Consider the following 12281-nt stretch of genomic DNA (forward strand, 5'->3'; position numbering starts at 1 on the left):
CCCCGTCCGCGGCCGTCGGGCCGCCTGCAGGAAGGGAAGCGCCGCGGGGGCGGTTCGGCTCCGCAGCGGGTGGGGCGACAGGATGCAGCGGCCGCGCCGATGGCTCACCAGCGCGGCCGGGATCAGCTCAGTTCAGGACCTTCCCGTCCGGTCCGACCTTGACCTCCTGCTCCTTGTCGGCGCCGGCGACCTTGATCTCGTACTGGACCGCGGAGCCGTCCTTCTCGACCTCGGCCTCGTAGGCCTTGCCGCCGCCGGCCTTCTGCTCGGCGATGGCGAGCGCGTCCTTCAGGGAGGTCTTGGCGTTCTGGAAGTCGGAGGCCTTCAGGCGGGTGAAGTAGCGCTCGAACGGCTGGTTCTCGGTCTTGTAGAGCGCGCCCGTATCGGCGTTGATGCCGTACTCGACGAGCTTGCCGCTCGGGTACACGACCTTGATCGCGTAGTGGGCCGGGTCCTTGCTGCCGGCCTTCTCGAAATCGGCGTCGATGGCGCGGCCGCCCTTCTCGTCGCCCTGCGACTCGGCGGTGGTGAGCGCCTGGGCGAGGCCGACCTTGGCGACCTTGGCGACCTGCCACTCCTTCAGGTTGCTGTCGGCCTTGGAGGCGGGCTCGGCGGGGGTCGCGGTGGGCGTCTGGGCCAGGGCGAGGCCGGTGGAGAGGGCGAGGAGGCCGGCTGCGGCGGTGAGACGGGTGATCATGGCGGGGTGTCCCTTCGCGGGTTCGTTCACGGGAGCGTGAAACGTCGGCTCCGGAGATACGGTTGCTGCCATGCGGGAAAAAAAGCCGCCCGGTCCCCGATGGCGCGGCCCGCCGCTCCGCCTGTATGAGGAACCGAGCCACCCGACATGGAGCCGACCATGACCGCGAACGAGCCCGAGCCGCTGGACGAGTTCACGCGCCTGCACGCCAAGCTCTCCGCCCTGGAGATCGTGCTGGGCGTCCTGATCGGGCGCCTCTCCGAGGAGAACCCGGAGATCCGCGAGGACGTGAAGCGCGACGTGGCGGCGATCCTGTCGGACATGCCGATCGACGGCCCGAGCGAGGAGATGATCGCCGCCGAGGTCCGCCGCGCCGCCGAGGTGCTGACCAGCGTGTCGATCGGCTGAGCCCTCACCGCGGCGGCATCCGCAGGGCCCCGTCGAGGCGGATCGTCTCGCCGTTCAGCATCGGATTCTCGCAGATGTGCCGGACCAGGGCGGCGTACTCCGCCGGCCGGCCGAGCCGCGGCGGGAAGGGCACGCTCCGGCCGAGCGTGTCCTGCACCTCCTGGGGCAGGCCCGCCATCATGGGCGTCTCGAAGATGCCGGGCGCGATCGTCACGACCCGGATGCCGTGCCGGGCCAGCTCCCGGGCGATCGGCAGGGTCATCGAGACCACCCCGCCCTTCGAGGCCGCGTAGGCGGCCTGCCCGATCTGGCCGTCGAAGGCCGCGATCGAGGCGGTGTTGACGATCACGCCCCGGGCGCCCGCCGCGTCCGGCGCCTCGCGGGCGATGGCGTCGGCGGCCAGCCGGATCATGTTGAACGTGCCCACGAGGTTGACCGAGACCGCCCGCGCGAAGGTCTCGAGCCGGTGCGGCCCGTCGCGGCCGACCACCTTCTCCCCGGGCGCGATGCCGGCACAGTTCACGAGCCCGTGGAGGTGCCCGAACGCGTCGAGCGCCGTCCGGACCGCCGCCGCGCCGTCCGCCTCGCGGGTGACGTCCGTCTCGGCGAAGCGGGCCTGCGCCCCGAGATCCGCCGCCACCCGGGCGCCGGCCTCCCGGGCGATCTCGGCCACGACCACCCGGGCCCCCGCCGCCGCGAGGCCCCGCGCCGCCGCCTCCCCGAGGCCCGAGCCCGCGCCCGTGACGATGAAGACCCGGTCCCTGATCATCTCGCTGGCCATCCTGGCACCCCGACGCTTCCGGGCGACCGACGGCGCCCCGCGATCCCCGAGGTAGCGCGGCGGCGCGGCCGCCGGAAGGCGTCCGGACGGGCGCCTCCGCCGGATCGCGACCGCGCGGCAATTGACGTGTGACTTTTTCCCACATATAGAAGGGTGCGTTGGTCCGATGTATTGGATCGTATTTCCAAAGTGTTTCTCGCGCTTCGATGCGCGGCGGCAAGTCGTTCGGCCGCCCGCGGCCCGCTGTCTCCGGTGGCCGGGTGACGGGCCGGCCCGTCGTCCCCCGGTCCCGGCCGTCCGGGAGCGGCCGCCTCCTCACGCCTGATCAGGACTGCCATGGGCACCCACTGGATCGAGACTGCGGCCCGGCACTGGCGGCACAGGCGGATCGTCGGGCACCGCTTCGCCGAGCGGCGCGCCGGCATCCGCGCGGCGCTCCGGGCGGCCGAGCCCGGCAGCGTGCTGCTCGCCGGCAATTCCCACGCGGAGTTCGTCGGCGCGCCGGATCTCGGCGGGCGGACCTGCATCAACATCGCGGTGGGCGGCAGCACCGCGGCCGATTGCGGCCGCCAGCTCGCGGCGCTGCGCGTTCCGGTCCGCTGCGCGGCCGCGGTGCTGATCATCGGCACCAACGACATCCAGCGCTGGCGGCATCCCGAGCGGGCCCGGGTGGTCGACCGGTTCGAGGCCGACGTCCGGGGCATCCTGCGCCGCCTGGAGGCCTGGGCGGCGCAGGTCCTCGTCGCCGCGATCCCGCCGATCGGTGCCGGGGCGACCGGCCGGGATCCCGCCGCCGTCGCGGCCTTCTCGGATCGCCTGGCCGCGCTCTGCGCCGCGGGGGGCCACGCCTTCTTCGACCCGTTCGCGCCGTGGCGATCCGGTGCCGGCGGCCTCGCCGGCGCGGGCCTCCACCGGGACGGCGTGCATCTGGCCGATTACGCGCCCCTGGCCGCCGCACTCGCCCGCGCGGTGGCGGTCGATAGGGGGGGCACCGACGCGGTCCCGCCCGCGCCCGTCCGGAGACCCGCTCCGGCGGCGCCCGTCCGGGTCCTGCGCGCGGCCTGGATCGGCCGGCCGTGAGGCTCCGCGCGCGCCTCGCCGCGGCCCTGCGGTCCCCCGCGCGCGGCGCCGGGACGCCCCTGCCCCTGCGGGTCTGGCCCGCCGACGAGGCGGCTTGGCTGGAGGAGAACGGCGTCCGCCATCCGCGGGCGGTGCGGCGCACCCTCGCGGCGCTGGCCGTTCCCGGGTCCCGCGGCCGGTACGGGGCCCGGGTCGAGGGCCGGGGCAAGGTCGTGACCGGTCCGGCCAGCGCGCTCGTCCTGCGCGACGCCGAGGCGGAGATCGGGTTCGTCCTCGGCCTGACGCCCTGCGGGTACGGCGCGGAGCCGTTCTGAGCGGGCTCCGATCACGGCGGGGTCGTGCACAGCAGGGTCGGCGCGCAGGCCGTCCGGAAGCCCGCCCGGGCGTAGAGCGCCTCGATCCTGCCGCCGGCCGGGCATTGCAGGAAGACCTGGGCGGCCCCTCGCGCCCGCGCCTCGCGCAGGGCCGCGACCGTCACGGCGGTGCCGAGGCCGCGGCGCTGCCGGTCGGCCCGCGTGCTGACATTGTACAGCCCCGCCGTGTCGCCGCGCAGGTAGAGGCTGGCGCAGGCCGCCGGGCCGGCGGCGTCGCGCAGGACGAGATGCAGCGCCGCGAGGCCGGGCCGGGCCCGGGCCGCGCGCAGCGCCGGGATGTAGTAGCGGCGCAGATGCGTCCGCACGCCCGGCGCGTCGGACAGGTGGGCGAAGACCCGCTCGAAATCCGGCCCCGGCGCGGGCGTCGCCTGCACGGTGACGGCGGCGCCGGCCGGCGCCGGGGCCGGAAGTCCCCGCGCCACCATCCAGCTCGCCGGGTAGAGGACCGCGGGCTCGAACAGGGCGCGCAGCAGCGCGATCTCCCCGTCGTCCCGGGCCAGGAAGGCCGGCGCCCGGGCGCGCCCGAGGGCCGCCGCGCCCGCCCACGCGAACTGGTCGGGACGGTGAACGCCGAAGGCGAAGTTCAGGGTCGGGTCCGGGATGCTGCGCGACCAGACGTAGCCGGCGCCCCCGGGGCCGTGCTCGAGGCCGTCGATCAGGGAGCCGGTCAGCGCCGCCACGTGGGCGTCGCGCAGGGTCTCGAAGGTCGGTTCGGGCTCCCGCATGTCAGGCGGCGGTCCGAGCGTCGGCGCCTGCGGGGCCCCGGTCGTCGGGCGCCGTCAGCGCGGCGATCCGGTCGTGGAGATGCGGCGACAGGACGATGTCGAGATGATCCGTCTCCGGGACGGTCTCCACCCCGAGGAGCCGGCCGGTGAGGGGCGCCCAGTCGATCAGCGGCACGCCGCGGGCCCGCGACTCCGCCGCCACGAAGCTGCGGACCGGCACCGTGCCGGGCTCCAGGCGGAGGGACCGGAACTGGATCGCGTGGTCGACGAGCGTCCACAGCATCCGCTCCCGGCTGCCGACCTCGGGGCCGTCGGCCGGCAGGGGCTGCGGCTCGGCGGCCAGGAAGCGCAGGAACTGCACGGCGGCTTCCGGGTCCATGCGGGCGCGCAGGGCCTCCCAGTGCGCCCGCATCGGCGCGCGGGCGAGCCACGCCTCGACGCGGGCCTCGTGCGCCGCCCGCTCCGCGGGCTCGATCGGCCGGCCGGCGCCCGGGGCGAAGGCGGCCTCCAGGCCGCAGGCGTCGAGCATGCCGACCCAGTCCAGGGGGAAGCCCGGGCCGAGCCGCCGGGCGGTCTCGTAGGCGAGCACGCCGCCCCAGGACCAGCCGAGGAAGACGCAGGACCCCGCGCGGCCGCGCATCAGGTCGCGCACCCGCTCGGCATAGGCCTCCGCGAGCTCGGCCACGGCCGGCAGGGGCCGGACCGCCTCCACCAGGGAGGCGCACAGGAAGCCGTGCGCTTCCTGGCCGGGGCCGAGACGCTCCACCAGGGGCTCGTATTCCCGCGTGCTGACGAGCAGCCCCGGGAACAGCACCAGCAGCGGCCGCCCGCTCTCCGGCCGGCCGGCGGACAGCCGGACCAGGGGCGCGAGGCCCTCGTCGGCGGCCCCCGCCCCGGCGTCGATCCGGGCCGCCAGCTCCGCGATGGTCGGGTCGCGCAGGAGATCCGCCACGCCGATCCCGCCCCGCGGGGCGATGAGGCGCAGGCGGGCCACCAGCCGCAGGGCCGACAGGGAATCGCCGCCGAGTTCGAAGAAGCGCCGGTCCGCCGCCCGGACCGGGAAGCCCAGGCACTCGGACCAGATCCCGGCGAGGCGCCGCTCCGTGGCGGTCCCGGGCGGGCGCCCGCGCCGGTCGTCGGCGGCCGGATCCGGCAGGGCATTGCGGTCGACCTTGCCGTTGGTGGTGACCGGCAGCCGGTCGAGGATCGTCAGGCTCGCCGGCACCATCGGCTCCGGCAGGGTGCGGGCGAGGCCGGCGCGCAGCCGACCGGGCTCCGGTCGGCGCCCGCGCGACGGCACGACGTAGCCCGCGAGATAGGCGCCGGCCGGGCCCTCCCGGCGCAGGATCGCGGCCTCCGCGACCCCCGGCAGGGCGCGCAGGGCCGCCTCGACCTCGCCGATCTCGATCCGGTGGCCGCGGATCTTGACTTGGTCGTCCGCCCGCCCCGCGAAGGCGAGGGTTCCGTCGGGCCGCCGCCGGACCCGGTCGCCGGTGCGGTACATCCGGCCGCCGCCCGCGGCGAACGGGTCCGGCAGGAAGCGCTCGGCGGTGAGCGCCGGTCGCGCCCAGTAGCCCCGGGCGAGGCCGCCGCCGATGTAGAGCTCGCCGGTCTCGCCGTCCGCGACCGGCGCGAGGTCGGGCCCGAGCACGTAGGCCGCCCGCGCCCCGACCGGGCCGCCGATCGGCGCGTAGGGCTCGGCGAAGGTCGCGTCCGGCGGCACCGCCCAGACGAGGGGCGAGATCACGCACTCGGTCGGGCCGTAGCCGTTGATCAGCAGCCGGGGCTTCAGGGCGCGGCCGAGCCGCGCGAAGGTCTCCCGCGGCATCCCCTCGCCGCCGAAGGAGTAGACCTGGACCGGTGGGGCCTCGCCCAGGCGCTCGGCCCACTCGGCGAGCTGGCCGATGAAGCTCGTGGGGAAGCCCGCATGCGTCACGCGGTGGCGGCGGATCTGCGCCAGGGTCTCGGCGGCGGTCCAGAGCTCGGGCCCGCGCAGCACGATGCAGCCGCCGGCGACGAGCGGCGTCATCCAGCGCTCGTGGGCGCCGTCGAACGCGAAGGACAGGACGTGGAGTTCGCGCGACTCCGCGTCCATCGCGTAGGCCGCGGCCGTGGTGCGGCAGTGCATGGCCAGCGGCCCGTGCTCCACGAGCACGCCCTTCGGCGTCCCGGTCGAGCCCGACGTGTAGATCAGGTAGGCGGCGTCGCCCGCCTCCGGCAGGGCGGGAACGGGGCCGTCCGCGGCAGCCTCCAGCGCCGCGGGATCGAGCCGGGCGATGCCCGCGGGCAGCTCCAGGCGCGCGGCGATCGCCGGGGTGGTGAGGCACTGCGCGATGCCGGCATCCGCCAGCATCCCGTGGACGCGGGCGGCCGGGTAGGCCGGGTCGACGGGCAGGAAGGCCGCGCCGGCCCGGAGCACCCCGAGCAGCGCCACGATGGTTTCCGGCGCGCGCTCCAAAGCCACCGCGACCCGGTGGCCGCGCCCGATCCCCCGCGCCGCGAGCGCGGCCGCGAGGGCACCGGCCCGGGCGTCGAGTTCGCCCCGGGTCAGAGTCCGGGTCCCGAACAGCACCGCCGGCCGTTCGGGCTCGGCGGCCGCGAGGCGCGCGAGCCGGGCCGGGACGCTCTCGCGGTCGGCGTCGGGGGCGAGCGCCGAAACGGGGGCGGCCGCGGGCGCCCGCGCCGGATCCGCGATCCAGTCCCGCGCCGCCGCGATCCCGCAGGGCCCGTGCGCCCGGGTCCAGCCGGCGGGCAGCGCCCGGCCGGCCGGCCAGAAGGCGCCGTGCCCGGCCGAGTCGAAGGCCACCACCACCGGCCCGCGGGTCCAGTCCGCGGCCGCGTCCCGGGCCGCATCTTCGGCCGCGCCCGGACCTGTGTGTGCAGCCATGTCCGAAGCCATGTCCGAATCCATGTCCGCAGCGATGTCCGCGCGCCCCTCCTGGCCGTGCCTGTCCATCCGCTCGCTCCTGCGCCGCTCCGGGCTTCCAGGGAGTGACGGTTGAGACCGGGTCCCGTTCACGGCGCCGCGCCGGGCGCCGGCGGAAGCTGTCCGCACGAAACCCCTGAACGCCGGGCGGCGCCATCCGTCAGGGAGGTGCCGGCGACACGCGGAGGACGGATGACGGACGCTTCGAGCCCACGGATGCGCGACGCGGGGGCGCACCCCGCACCGAGTCACGATGACGGGGCGCAGGTGGCCGCACAGGTGGCCGCGCAGGTGCCGCTCACCCTGGACGGAACCCGGGCGGTGCCGGTGATCCGCCTCGCCGCGCCGGCCGCGCCGGCCGCGGCCGCGGAGGCGATCCTGGCGCGCGCCGAGGCGCTGACCGCCCAGGACACGCAGGTCCTGCGCATCGGCGTCGCGGCCGATCCGGCGACGTCCGGACGGCTGCTCGACCTCGGCGCGGCGCGGCCCGCCGGCGACGGGGTCGAGATCCTGCCGGGGCTCCTCTGGCAATGCGCCGCCCGCTGGCTCCCGAAGGCCCGGCCGCCCTTCCCCGAGCTGTTCACCGCCACGGCCGGCCGCCGCCACCCGCTGCGGCCCCGGACGCCCGCCGGCACGGTCTACGCGCGGGCGATCCCCTGGCTCGGCCGGCGCCTGAGCTTCCGCACGATGACGGAGCCCGGCGACGTCGCCCTGTTCTCGGGCTGGATGAACGATCCCCGGGTCGCCGCGATCTGGCAGGAGACCGGCACCCTGGAGGCGCACGCCGCCTACATCGCCGCGCTCCAGGCCGGCCCCGCGACGCTGCCGCTGTTCGGCTGCCTCGACGGCAGGCCCTTCGGCTATTTCGAACTGTACTGGGCGCGGGAGAGCCGCCTCGGGCCGCTGTACGAGGCCGGCCCCTACGACCGCGGCTGGCACGTCGCGATCGGCGACGCGTCCGTCCGCGGGCGGCCCGCGCTGTCGGCCTGGCTGCCGTCGCTGATGCACTACCTGTTCCTCGACGAGCCGCGGACGCAGCGCATCGTCGGCGAGCCGCGGGCCGATCACGCCCAGCAGATCCGGAACCTCCACGCCTCCGGCTTCGCGACGATCGCCACCGTGGACTTCCCCCACAAGCGCGCGGCCCTGGTCGCGCTGTCGCGCGAGCACTTCGTGCGCGACCGGCTCTGGGTGCCGGGGGCGGCCGCCGCCGACGCCGCGCCGCGGCCCCCCGCCGTGCCCGACGAGACAACCCTCGACGAACAGAGATGCGCGTGATGACGGATCACCCCGCGACCGACGACATCATCGGGATCGGCTTCGGCCCGGCCAACCTGTCCCTGGCCATCGCCCTCCGGGACGCGATGGGCGACGGGCCGCCGCGGCCGTCCCTGCGGTTCATCGAGCGGCAGGACCGGTTCGGCTGGCACCGGGCGATGATGCTGCCCGGCGCCGACATGCAGATCAGCTTCGTGAAGGACCTCGTGTCCCTGCGCGACCCGACGAGCCCGTTCAGCTTCCTCAACTACCTGCACGTGAAGGGGCGGCTCAGCACCTTCCTCAACCTCAAGACGTTCACCCCGTCCCGCGTCGAGTACAACGACTATCTCGCCTGGGCGGCGGACCAGTTCTCGGACGCGGTCGCGTACGGCGAGACCGTCGAGGCCGTGCGGCCGGAGATCCGCGACGGTCGGCTCGCCGCCTTCGTGGTCGAGGCCCGGCACGGGGCCGGGACGCGCCGCCTGCGCCGCTGCCGGCACCTCGTCGTGGCGGCGGGCGGCGATCCGGCGATCCCCGCCCCCTTCGCGGCCCACGCGCGGGACCGGCGGCTGATCCACTCCTCCTGGTACCTGCCGGGGATCGCGCAGGCCCTCGGGGCGCCGCGCCTGGACGGGCCCGAGCGCCGCATCCTGGTGGTGGGCGGCGGCCAGAGCGCCGTGGAGATCGTCACCGATCTCGGCGCGCGCTACCCGCGGGCGCTCGTCGACCTCGCGATCCGCGGGCCCGCCCTGAAGCCCGCCGACGACAGCCCCTTCGTCAACGAGATCTTCGACCCGGCCTCCGTCGACCGGATCCACGACGCACCGGCGCCGGTCCGGGCGGAGCTGATCGCCGCCCATCGCGCCACCAACTACGCGGTGGTCGACGCCGACCTGATCCAGGACTTCTACGCCACCCTCTACGAGCAGACGGTGAGCGGGGTGACCCGCTTCCGGCTGCGGCGCAGCACCCGGGTCGTGGCGCTGGAGCCGGACGCGGAGGGCCTGGGCGCGACCCTGCGCGACGACGTCGACGGGACCACCGAGCGGCAGAGCTACGCGGCCGTGATCTGCGCCACCGGATACCAGCGCGCCGCGATGCCGGCGCTGCTCGAGCCCGTGCGCCCGTTCCTCGCCGGCGACACCGCGGACCGGCACTACCGCCTGCCGCTGGAGCGCGCCGAGCCCCGGGTGAGCCTGCACCTCCAGGGTTTCAGCGAGCCGACCCACGGGCTGACCGAGACGCTGCTGTCGATCCTGCCCGTGCGGGCCGGCGCCATCGCGGAGACGATCCTCGGCGAGGAGCGGGCCGCCCGGGCGGTGATCCGCTCGGCCGCCGCGGCCCCGTGAGGCGGCCGGTCGATCTCGACCAGGACCGGGTCGTCGCCCTGGTCCTGCGACTGTCGGGGCCGGCGATCCTCGGCATCTCGGCCCACGCGCTGCAGATGCTGGTCAACGCGTGGTTCGTGGCCGATCTCGGCGCCGCCGCGATCGCCACCATCGCGCTGGCGTACCCGGTGACGCTGCTGGTCGCGGCGCTCGGCTACGGGGCCGGGATCGCGGCGGCCTCCCAGGTCTCCCGCGCCCTCGGGTCGGGCGACCGCGACCGGGCCGCGGCCGCCGCCGGCCTGGGCTTCTGGCTGAGCCTGCCGGCCGGGCTCGCCGTGACGGCCGCGATCGTGGCCGACACGCCGTTCTGGCTGCGCCTCCTCGGTGCCGATGCCGCCCTCGCCGCCGAGGCCGCGCCCTACACGGCGCTGGCCACGGTCGGCACGGCCCTGATGCTGGTGATGATCGTCGGCGGCTTCGTCGTGCGCGCCCAGGGCCACGCGCGCCTCAGCGGCGCCGTCATGGTCGGCAGCTTCGGCCTCAACATCCTGCTCGACGCGGTGCTGATCCGGGTCTGCGGCCTCGGCACCGTCGGCGCCGGCTGGGCGGCGATCGGCGCGCAGCTCGCGGGGGCGGCCGCCTACGGCCTGCACTTCGCCCGGGCGCGGGAGGCGGACCGGGTGTCGATCCGCTGGCCCGGGGGCCGGATCGGGCGCGGGGCCCTCGCCGAGGCCCTGACCCTCGCGCTGCCCGCCACCGGCTCCAGCCTGCTCGCGGCCTTCGCGATGGCGCTGTTCGTGGAGGCGGCCGCCCCCTACGGCGACGCCGCGGTCGCCGCGCAGGGCATCGCCCTGCGGCTGACCCTGGTGGCGGCCCTGCCGCTCCTCGGCACGATGGCGGGCGCTCAGGCCGTCCTCGGCCACGCCGCCGGGGCCGGCCGCCGGGACCGGCTGCACCGCGCCCTCGCCTTCGTGCTGGCCGCCGCCCTCGCCTACGGGCTCGTCGTCGGCGGCCTGATGATCGCCTTCGCCGAGCCCCTGGCGGGCCTGTTCGCGCGGGATCCCGCGACCGCCCGCGAGGGCGCGCGCGCCACCGCGCTCTTCGCGGTCGCCTTCATGCCGGTGGGCCTACAGCTCGCGGCCGCGACCCTGTTCCAGGCGATCGGCGCACCGCGCCGGGCCGCGGCCGTGTCGCTGGCGGCGCAGGGGCTGGCGCTGATCCCGCCGCTCCTGATCCTGCCGCCGCTGCTCGGCTACCCGGGGGTGCTCGCCAGCCGGGTCGCGGCCGAGTTCCTGGCCGACGGGCTCGGCCTGGCGCTGCTGCTGGCCTGGGGCCTCGGCGCGCGCCGGGCAGGCGGCGCAGCGCCGGTCGAGGGCCGCGAGGCAGTGCAGGTGGCCGCGGCGCACGAGACCGCACACCAGGGCGCGTGAGACCCCGAGCCGGGCCGCGATCTCGACCTGCGGCACGCCCTCGACCCGGTGGAGCTGGAAGGCCGTGCGCACCGGCTCCGGCAGCTCGGCCACCGCGGCCTCCACCTGCCGCAGGGCTTCCCGCGACGCCGCGGCCGCCTCGGGGGTCCCCGTGCCGGGATCGGCCGGGTCCGGGGCGGCGTCGAGATCGGTGAACAGGCGCCGCTCGAAGCCCTGCCGCCGCGCCCGGTCGAGGGCGAGGTTGCGCACCATCCGTCCGATATAGGCGGCCTGGATCACGGTCTCGGCCGGGGGCGGATCGGCGATCAGCCGGAGCAGCACGTCCTGGACCACGTCCTCCGCCTGGGCCGGGCAGCCGAGGATGCGGCGTGCCCGCGCGAGATAGGCGGGGCGATGGCGCTCGAACGCCGCGAGGTTCCAGGATCCGCCGGGCGGCGGCCGGCCGGGCCGGCCCGCGGCGATCCCGTGGTCCGAGAAGCCGGCGTCGCATTTCCAGGTCGCCACTGTCCCGCTCACGATGTCCCATCGATACGGCTCACGCGGATCGGACGGGTATCACGCGGCTGTTCTGTGCAACAACGTCTATCTTTGTTGATTGGAATTATTAAAACTTGCGAACCTGCGAGTTTTTCGCGGGAATAGATGGAATATCTCGCCGATCGGCCCGGTGGCGGGCGAAACATCGGTCCGGATTTTGAGATCGACCGCGCGACGTCCGGAGCCGGGCCGGCGGGACGCGCCGGATCGCGGCCCGCGCCAGGGTCGGTCGGTGCGTGTATGCTGGCACCTCCTCGATTCGGGGCGCGGTGCGCGCTGCCGAACCCTTCCCCGCAGGATCGCGGCAGGAGAGCCAGGGCCGCGATGCCGTCCGTCGATACGCTCGTCCCGGTGGGTGCCTTCGCGCTGCTGGTCCTGGCGTTCGCCGTGAAGCACCTCGCGGCGGACTTCTTCCTTCAGACCAACTGGATGGCGCAGGGCAAGCAGCGGTCCTCCGCCTGGCTCGGCCCCCTCTGCGCCCATACCGGCCTGCACGGCCTCGGCACGCTGGCGATCGCGCTCGCGGTGAAGCCGGCCCTGTGGTGGCTGGCGCTCGTCGATTTCGCGATCCACACGGGAATCGACCGCGGCAAGGTGCTGGTCGGCCAGCGGTCCCGCCTGCCGACCACGGATGCCCGGTTCTGGTGGCTGATGGGCATCGACCAGTTCCTGCACCACGTCACCCATCTCGGGCTCGCCGTGGTGCTGGCGGCGGCCTGACCCGCGGACGGGCAA

At 75.9% G+C, this 12281-nt stretch carries 11 protein-coding genes and 1 pseudogene; 7 read left to right on the plus strand and 5 right to left on the minus strand.

Translation table 11 applies throughout. The features are described from left to right. Positions 1-127: 127 nt before the first annotated feature. Positions 128-697 carry a PepSY domain-containing protein gene (locus ACLBXO_RS17940; protein WP_331314360.1) on the minus strand — a complete coding sequence of 190 codons (570 nt, stop codon included), beginning with the start codon at positions 695-697 and terminating at the stop codon, positions 128-130. 159 nt (positions 698-856) lie between these two features. Here ACLBXO_RS17940 and ACLBXO_RS17945 point away from each other — a divergent pair, with 159 nt between their 5' ends. Continuing rightward, complete coding sequence (locus ACLBXO_RS17945; RefSeq protein ID WP_331314359.1) at positions 857-1105, plus strand: hypothetical protein; 249 nt, start codon at positions 857-859, stop codon at positions 1103-1105. 4 nt (positions 1106-1109) lie between these two features. Here ACLBXO_RS17945 and ACLBXO_RS17950 read toward each other — a convergent pair whose 3' ends face one another. Further along, positions 1110-1874, minus strand: coding sequence for an SDR family NAD(P)-dependent oxidoreductase (locus ACLBXO_RS17950; RefSeq protein ID WP_447686182.1), 765 nt, complete (start codon positions 1872-1874; stop codon positions 1110-1112). A gap of 348 nt (positions 1875-2222) precedes the next feature. Here ACLBXO_RS17950 and ACLBXO_RS17955 point away from each other — a divergent pair, with 348 nt between their 5' ends. Both ACLBXO_RS17955 and ACLBXO_RS17960 read left to right on the plus strand, forming a co-directional pair. After that, positions 2223-2966, plus strand: coding sequence for an SGNH/GDSL hydrolase family protein (locus tag ACLBXO_RS17955; protein WP_331314355.1), 744 nt, complete (start codon positions 2223-2225; stop codon positions 2964-2966). Beyond that, positions 2963-3280, plus strand: a complete 318-nt coding sequence (locus ACLBXO_RS17960) for a hypothetical protein (RefSeq protein WP_447686183.1) — start codon at positions 2963-2965, stop codon at positions 3278-3280. The genes ACLBXO_RS17955 and ACLBXO_RS17960 overlap by 4 nt, the downstream gene beginning before the upstream one ends. An 11-nt stretch (positions 3281-3291) precedes the next feature. Here ACLBXO_RS17960 and ACLBXO_RS17965 read toward each other — a convergent pair whose 3' ends face one another. After that, the gene (locus ACLBXO_RS17965) at positions 3292-4065 is read right to left on the minus strand and encodes a GNAT family N-acetyltransferase (protein ID WP_447686184.1); all 774 of its coding nucleotides are present in this window, start codon (positions 4063-4065) and stop codon (positions 3292-3294) included. 1 nt (position 4066) lies between these two features. After that, positions 4067-6952: an amino acid adenylation domain-containing protein gene (locus ACLBXO_RS17970; protein ID WP_447686185.1), complete on the minus strand. Its 2886-nt coding sequence runs from the start codon at positions 6950-6952 to the stop codon at positions 4067-4069. A 231-nt stretch (positions 6953-7183) separates the two neighbouring features. On the opposite strand from ACLBXO_RS17970, the gene ACLBXO_RS17975 reads away from it, so the two are divergent. From ACLBXO_RS17975 to ACLBXO_RS17985, 3 genes are read left to right on the plus strand one after another with little or no spacing between them, the layout of a single operon-like run. Further along, the gene (locus ACLBXO_RS17975) at positions 7184-8269 is read left to right on the plus strand and encodes a GNAT family N-acetyltransferase (protein ID WP_447686186.1); all 1086 of its coding nucleotides are present in this window, start codon (positions 7184-7186) and stop codon (positions 8267-8269) included. Further along, positions 8269-9600, plus strand: a complete 1332-nt coding sequence (locus tag ACLBXO_RS17980) for a lysine N(6)-hydroxylase/L-ornithine N(5)-oxygenase family protein (RefSeq protein WP_447686187.1) — start codon at positions 8269-8271, stop codon at positions 9598-9600. The genes ACLBXO_RS17975 and ACLBXO_RS17980 overlap by 1 nt, the downstream gene beginning before the upstream one ends. After that, entirely contained in the window at positions 9597-11009 is a 1413-nt protein-coding gene (locus tag ACLBXO_RS17985; RefSeq protein WP_447686188.1) for an MATE family efflux transporter, read from the plus strand. Before ACLBXO_RS17980 ends, ACLBXO_RS17985 begins: the two co-directional genes overlap by 4 nt. A 24-nt stretch (positions 11010-11033) precedes the next feature. On the opposite strand, the pseudogene ACLBXO_RS17990 reads toward ACLBXO_RS17985, so the two are convergent. Continuing rightward, a pseudogene (locus ACLBXO_RS17990) lies at positions 11034-11525 on the minus strand (sigma-70 family RNA polymerase sigma factor); the annotation flags it as partial. Between the two features lie 345 nt (positions 11526-11870). On the opposite strand from ACLBXO_RS17990, the gene ACLBXO_RS17995 reads away from it, so the two are divergent. Beyond that, positions 11871-12266 carry a DUF3307 domain-containing protein gene (locus ACLBXO_RS17995; RefSeq protein ID WP_331314348.1) on the plus strand — a complete coding sequence of 132 codons (396 nt, stop codon included), beginning with the start codon at positions 11871-11873 and terminating at the stop codon, positions 12264-12266. The last annotated feature ends 15 nt before the right edge of the window (positions 12267-12281 follow it).

Source organism: Methylobacterium sp. C33D, assembly GCF_053345825.1.